Below are 5,026 nucleotides of genomic sequence, written 5' to 3' on the forward strand. Positions count from 1 at the left end.
GGCTGTGGGGGCCGGTTTTATCCGCCGATTCCCCCAGAGGCAAATACCGGACGGGACACGACAGCGCTGCCGCGCCGGGATGAAAGGCCTAGCCGCCGCTGTGGGGACGTTCAGGCCGCGTGACCGGTATCACAGTCCGCGGAACCGACGGGTGCGAGGGTCGTCCATCGCACACGCCGCCAGCGCGGCTTCACTTAAGGGGAACGACCATGACCACCACCAGCTCCAAGACGTCCTCGACCTCGTCCTCGACGACTTCCTCGCTGCGCCGCGCCGCCCTGGCGCTGGTCGTCGCCGGCCTGCTGCCGCTGTCCTCGACGGCGAGCTTCGCCTACAGCCAGGAAGCCGCGCAGATGTGCACCAGCGACGCGTTCCGGCTGTGCAGCTCGGAGATCCCCAACATCCCCAAGATCACCGCCTGCATGCGCGCCAACCGCACGTCGCTGTCGACCGGCTGTCGCGCCATCATGGACCGCGACCTCGCCGCCGAGAAGGCCCACAAGGTGGCGGCGGAGTAACTTGGCGCTGCGAGCCAGCGTAGGTCCCTCATGGTGAGGAGCCCGGCATAGCGCAGCGAAGCCGGGCGTCTCGAACCATCAGGCCAAGACGTTGCTACGCGGAGCCCATCCTTCGAGACGCCCCGGCTTCGCCGGGGCTCCTCAGGAGGAGGTTGTGCAAGTAGCAAACGGGCACGTCAGATACACATCCCCAGCATGCGGATCGTGCAATCCCGCTTAGGCGCGGGGCGCGCGGCTGGCGCCTCGCGCTTCGCCGTGTGGGTCGCGGCGGCGCCGTGGCCGGCCACACGTGCCGGCTTCTTCTCGCGCTTCGGCTTGTCCTCGGGCGCGCCGATCGCCATTGCCCAATAGGTTTTGCCGCTGGCGCTATGCGCGCTGGCGACGCCGAACAGCGAGGCGCCGTGCAGCAGCAGATTTCGCCGATGCGGCGGCGAGTTGATCCACTGGTTCAGCGTGCGGGGAAAGTCGGTGTAACCGTAGGCGATGTTCTCGCCGGCGCTGCCGACCTTGGCCTTGGCGATGCGCCGCGTGAACGGCCCGGCGACCTCGTGGCTGAGCTCATCCTTGGCCGCCATCGCCACAGCCTGCTCGCGCGCGACTTCGGTGAGGCCGGCATCGACGGTGACCTTGCCCTCGCCGTGCTGGGCGCGGAATTGCGAGACGAGCTCGGCGGGAGACGCGGCGAAGGCGGGCGGGCTGACAGCGAACGAAAGTAATAACGTCATTGCGAGGAGGCAAAGCCGACGAAGCAATCCAGCTCCGTGCACGAGGCTGGATTGCTTCGCTTCGCTCGCAATGACGGAGAGACTCATCGTGCTAGGCCTTCGCGATCACCTTCAGCCCGCCCATATAAGGCTGCAGTACGTCGGGCACGGCGATCGAGCCGTCTTCCTGCTGATAGTTCTCGATCACCGCGATCAGCGCCCGGCCGACGGCGGTCCCCGAGCCGTTCAGCGTGTGGACGAAGCGCGGCTTGCCGTCCGGACCGCGCGACCGCGCATCCATGCGGCGGGCCTGGAAGTCGCCGCACACCGAGCACGACGAGATCTCGCGATAGGCGCCGCCCTCGCCCTGCCCCGGCATCCACACTTCGATGTCGTAGGTCTTCTGCGACGCGAAGCCCATGTCCCCGGTGCACAGCGTCATGACGCGATAATGCAGCCCGAGCCGGCGCAACACCTCCTCGGCGCAAGCCAGCATCCGCTCGTGCTCGTCCTTGCTTTGCTCCGGCGTGGTGATCGACACCAGCTCGACCTTGGTGAACTGATGCTGCCGGATCATGCCGCGCGTATCCCGCCCCGCCGCGCCTGCCTCGGCACGGAAGCACGGCGTCAGCGCGGTGAGCCGCATCGGCAGCTCTCTTTCGTCGAGAATGGATTCGCGGACGAGATTGGTGAGGGAGACTTCGGCGGTAGGGATGAGCCAGAGGCGTGCAGGAACGCCACGATGATGGGCTATTCGAGCCTTAGCGTACTCACCCTTATAGAAATCGATCCAAACATCCGGGGCAGGAGGATCTTCTTCGTGCTTCGCCGCCAAATACTTCCTGAAAGCATTCAAGAGTTGAGGGTTTCCGCTGGCCTTAGCGTATTCTTCCTCTTCAGTGTCACTAGAGAAAGCCTCCAGCGCCTCTACCTGCTGGCGAATATCAAGATCGTTGATACGTCCCGCGAAGAATTGGTCGTCCTCAAACTTGGGCAGCTGTGCCGTGCCAAACATAGCAGTATCACGCACCAACAGCGGCGGGTTCACTTCCGTATAGCCGTGGTCGCCGGTGTGGACGTCGAGGAAGAACTGGCCGATCGCGCGTTCGAGACGGGCGAGACCCTTCTTCAGCACGACGAAGCGCGCGCCGCTCATTTTCGCGGCGGCTTCGAAGTCCATCATGCCGAGCGCTTCGCCGAGGTCGTAGTGAGCCTTCGGCGTAAACGCGTAGCTCGGCTTTTCGCCGAAGCGGTGATGCTCGACATTGCCGTGCTCGTCGGCGCCTTCCGGCACCTCGGCGAGCGGCAGGTTCGGGATTTCCGACAGCGCCTTTTTCAGCGCCTCGTCGGCCTCCTTCACGGCGGCGTCGAGCGCCGGCATCGTCGTCTTCAGTTCGGCGACCTCGGCCATCAGCGCGTCGGCGCGGGCGTTGTCCTTGGCCTTCTTGGCCTCGCCGATCTCCTTGGACGCCGCATTGCGCCGCGCCTGGGCCTGCTCAGACGCGAGCACGGCCTTACGCCGCGCTTCGTCGAGGTCGAGCAGCGACCGTGCGATCGGCGCCAAGCCGCGCCGCGTAAAGGCGGCGTCGAATGCTTCGGGATTTTCGCGGATCGCTTTGATGTCGTGCATGGTTTCGCCCCGTCATGGCCGGGCTCGTCCCGGCCATCCACGTCTTTGCGGATGAGGGTCTGTAAAAGACGTGAGCGGCCGGCACAAGGCCGGCATAACGGCGAGGGTCTGGCGCTTTGCGGTCGGCTCAATGCGTCCGAAGCAGGGCCGCCGCGATGCCCACCGCTGCGGCGAGCACCCCAAACCCAGCCGCAACGATGCCACCCAGGCGGACTGTTAGCCGCAAGGTCAGCGTCTCCATGGCGGCGTTCATATCTGTCTTGGTCACCAGTTCGGCCATGATGAACTCGCGCGCCGCTTCGGCGTGCGCCTCCGCCTGCTCGTTTGGAACGCCGACGCTTCGCAAGCGCTTGGCGTAACCCAGAGTATCAAACGCGAAAGCCATCAACCATCCTCACTTGAATGAGGATAGGATTTTTGCAGGCTAGCGCAACCGCGGGCAGTTACCGCCCTACTCCTCCGGCGTCGATGTGCCGCTGTCGTTGGCGGCGGCCGCTGCTGCCGCGGCAGCCTGCTTCTTCTCGACAATGCCGACGGCGATGATCGAGCCCTCGTAGAGGGCCAGCAGAGGGAATGCCAGCGAGGCCTGGCTGATGACGTCGGGCGGGGTCAGCACCGCGGCGATGACGAAGGCCACGACGATGAAGTAGCGGCGTTTGTCCTTGAGCTGCTTGGCCGTGATGATGCCGATGCGGCCGAGCAGCGTCAGGATAACGGGAAGCTGGAACGCCAGGCCGAACGCGAAGATCAGCGACATCATCAGCGACAGATATTCGCCGACCTTGGGCAAGAGCTGGATCTGCGCAGTCTCGGCACCGCCCGCCTGCTGCATGCCGAGCGAGAACCGCACCAGCATCGGCAGCACGACGAAATACACCAGCAGCGAGCCGAGGATGAAGAACACCGGGGTCGCCACCAGATACGGCAGGAAGGCGTTCTTCTCGTGCTTGTAGAGGCCCGGCGCGACGAACTTGTAGATCTGCGTCGCGATGATCGGGAAAGAGATGAAGCCGGCACCGAACATCGCCAGCTTGAGCTGGGTGAGGAAGTATTCGAGCAGCGCGGTGTAGATGAACTTCGAGTTCTCCGGCCCCGCGACCCAGACGAACGGCCAGACCAGCACGTTGTAGATCTGCTTGGCGAAGAAGAAGCAGAAGATGAAAGCGATGCCGAAGCCGAGCAGCGCCTTGATCAGCCGCGAGCGCAGCTCGATCAGATGGTCCATCAACGGCGCCTTGGAGGCTTCGATATCCTCGGCGCTCATGTGGCGGACGCGTCCTTCGGCAGTTCGGGGGGCGGCGCAGGATGCGCCAGATCGGGCGGCACGCTGTCGGCCGCAGCCAGCGCGTGGGTTTCGGCAGGCACCGGCAGATGCGAGGTCTCGACTGCCGCGGCCTGGGCTTCGCTGACGATCGCCAGCGGCTCCGACGTTGTCGCGTCGTGGGCGGCGGCTTCGATGAAAGTCTCGGTGGTCGGCGGGGCCGGCGTAGTCGGCTGCATCAGCGGCGCGTCCAGAGCAGCCTTGTCGATCGTCGCCGCTTCGGACAGTTCGGACCCGAGCTTGGTCAGCACATTGTTGGTGGACAGTCCGCTGGTCGCCTCGCGAATGTCATCGAACGACTTCTTGAGGTCGGCCATTTCGGCCTCGCGCATCGCCTCCTGGAACTGGCCCTGGAATTCGCCGGCGAGCTTGCGCGCCTTGCCCATCCATTGCCCCACCATGCGCAGCACGCCGGGCAATTCCTTCGGGCCGATCGCAATCAGCGCGACCACCCCGATCACCACCAGTTCACTCCACCCGATGTCGAACATGCGAAATGCCGAACGTGCCCTGCTGCGCCGGCGGAGCTGCACTCGCCGCCTCAGCCCTCACTCCTGCCCGAGGCGGCTCTCTGCCACAAGCAGCTTCGCTGCGCTGCCGGTCTGCCGGGCCACTTTGTGACCTGGCACCGTCCGGCGGCAGCGTCAGACCGCCTTGCTGCCGACGTCGCTGTGGGTCGGCGCAGCGGTCGTCGCGGTGTGGTCGATCGACTTCACCGGCTCGGGCTTTTCGGCAGTCTTTTCATCGTCCTGCATGCCCTTCTTGAAGGCCTTGATGCCCTGCGCGACGTCGCCCATCAGGTCCGAGATCTTGCCACGGCCGAACAGCAGAAGAACCACGGCGATGACGACGA

Annotated in this window: 7 protein-coding genes; 1 reads left to right on the forward strand and 6 read right to left on the reverse strand. The window is 65.1% G+C overall.

What is annotated here, in order from left to right:
• The first annotated feature begins 209 nt into the window (after nucleotides 1-209).
• Nucleotides 210-518 carry a hypothetical protein gene (locus I5M_RS09470; protein WP_022721179.1) on the forward strand — a complete coding sequence of 103 codons (309 nt, stop codon included), beginning with the start codon at nucleotides 210-212 and terminating at the stop codon, nucleotides 516-518.
• Nucleotides 519-694: 176 nt separating this feature from the next.
• Here the strand turns inward: I5M_RS09470 and I5M_RS09475 are convergent, their stop codons facing one another.
• From I5M_RS09475 to I5M_RS09500, 6 genes are all read right to left on the reverse strand, one after another.
• The gene (locus tag I5M_RS09475) at nucleotides 695-1,243 is read right to left on the reverse strand and encodes a CAP domain-containing protein (protein ID WP_022721180.1); all 549 of its coding nucleotides are present in this window, start codon (nucleotides 1,241-1,243) and stop codon (nucleotides 695-697) included.
• 91 nt (nucleotides 1,244-1,334) lie between these two features.
• On the reverse strand, nucleotides 1,335-2,852 hold the full coding sequence (serS, locus tag I5M_RS09480; RefSeq protein ID WP_022721181.1) for a serine--tRNA ligase: 1,518 nt from the start codon (nucleotides 2,850-2,852) through the stop codon (nucleotides 1,335-1,337).
• A 127-nt stretch (nucleotides 2,853-2,979) separates the two neighbouring features.
• On the reverse strand, nucleotides 2,980-3,237 hold the full coding sequence (locus I5M_RS09485; RefSeq protein WP_022721182.1) for a hypothetical protein: 258 nt from the start codon (nucleotides 3,235-3,237) through the stop codon (nucleotides 2,980-2,982).
• 66 nt (nucleotides 3,238-3,303) lie between these two features.
• A complete protein-coding gene (gene tatC / locus I5M_RS09490) occupies nucleotides 3,304-4,116 on the reverse strand; it encodes a twin-arginine translocase subunit TatC (RefSeq protein WP_022721183.1) in 813 nt (270 codons plus the stop codon).
• Complete coding sequence (gene tatB / locus I5M_RS09495) at nucleotides 4,113-4,664, reverse strand: Sec-independent protein translocase protein TatB (RefSeq protein WP_022721184.1); 552 nt, start codon at nucleotides 4,662-4,664, stop codon at nucleotides 4,113-4,115. The genes tatC and tatB overlap by 4 nt, the downstream gene beginning before the upstream one ends.
• Before the next feature lie 153 nt (nucleotides 4,665-4,817).
• The coding region (locus tag I5M_RS09500) for a twin-arginine translocase TatA/TatE family subunit (RefSeq protein ID WP_022721185.1) at nucleotides 4,818-5,026 on the reverse strand (209 nt) is incomplete at its 5' end.

This window comes from Rhodopseudomonas sp. B29 (assembly GCF_000333455.1).
In the GTDB taxonomy this organism is placed as follows: Bacteria; Pseudomonadota; Alphaproteobacteria; order Rhizobiales; family Xanthobacteraceae; genus Rhodopseudomonas.

Coding starts and splice junctions, on each gene's coding strand:
- I5M_RS09470 (WP_022721179.1), top strand. CDS start 210: ATGACCACCACCAGCTCCAAGACGTCCTCGACCTCGTCCTCGACGACT.
- I5M_RS09475 (WP_022721180.1), bottom strand. CDS start 1,243: ATGACGTTATTACTTTCGTTCGCTGTCAGCCCGCCCGCCTTCGCCGCG.
- serS (WP_022721181.1), bottom strand. CDS start 2,852: ATGCACGACATCAAAGCGATCCGCGAAAATCCCGAAGCATTCGACGCC.
- I5M_RS09485 (WP_022721182.1), bottom strand. CDS start 3,237: ATGGCTTTCGCGTTTGATACTCTGGGTTACGCCAAGCGCTTGCGAAGC.
- tatC (WP_022721183.1), bottom strand. CDS start 4,116: ATGAGCGCCGAGGATATCGAAGCCTCCAAGGCGCCGTTGATGGACCAT.
- tatB (WP_022721184.1), bottom strand. CDS start 4,664: ATGTTCGACATCGGGTGGAGTGAACTGGTGGTGATCGGGGTGGTCGCG.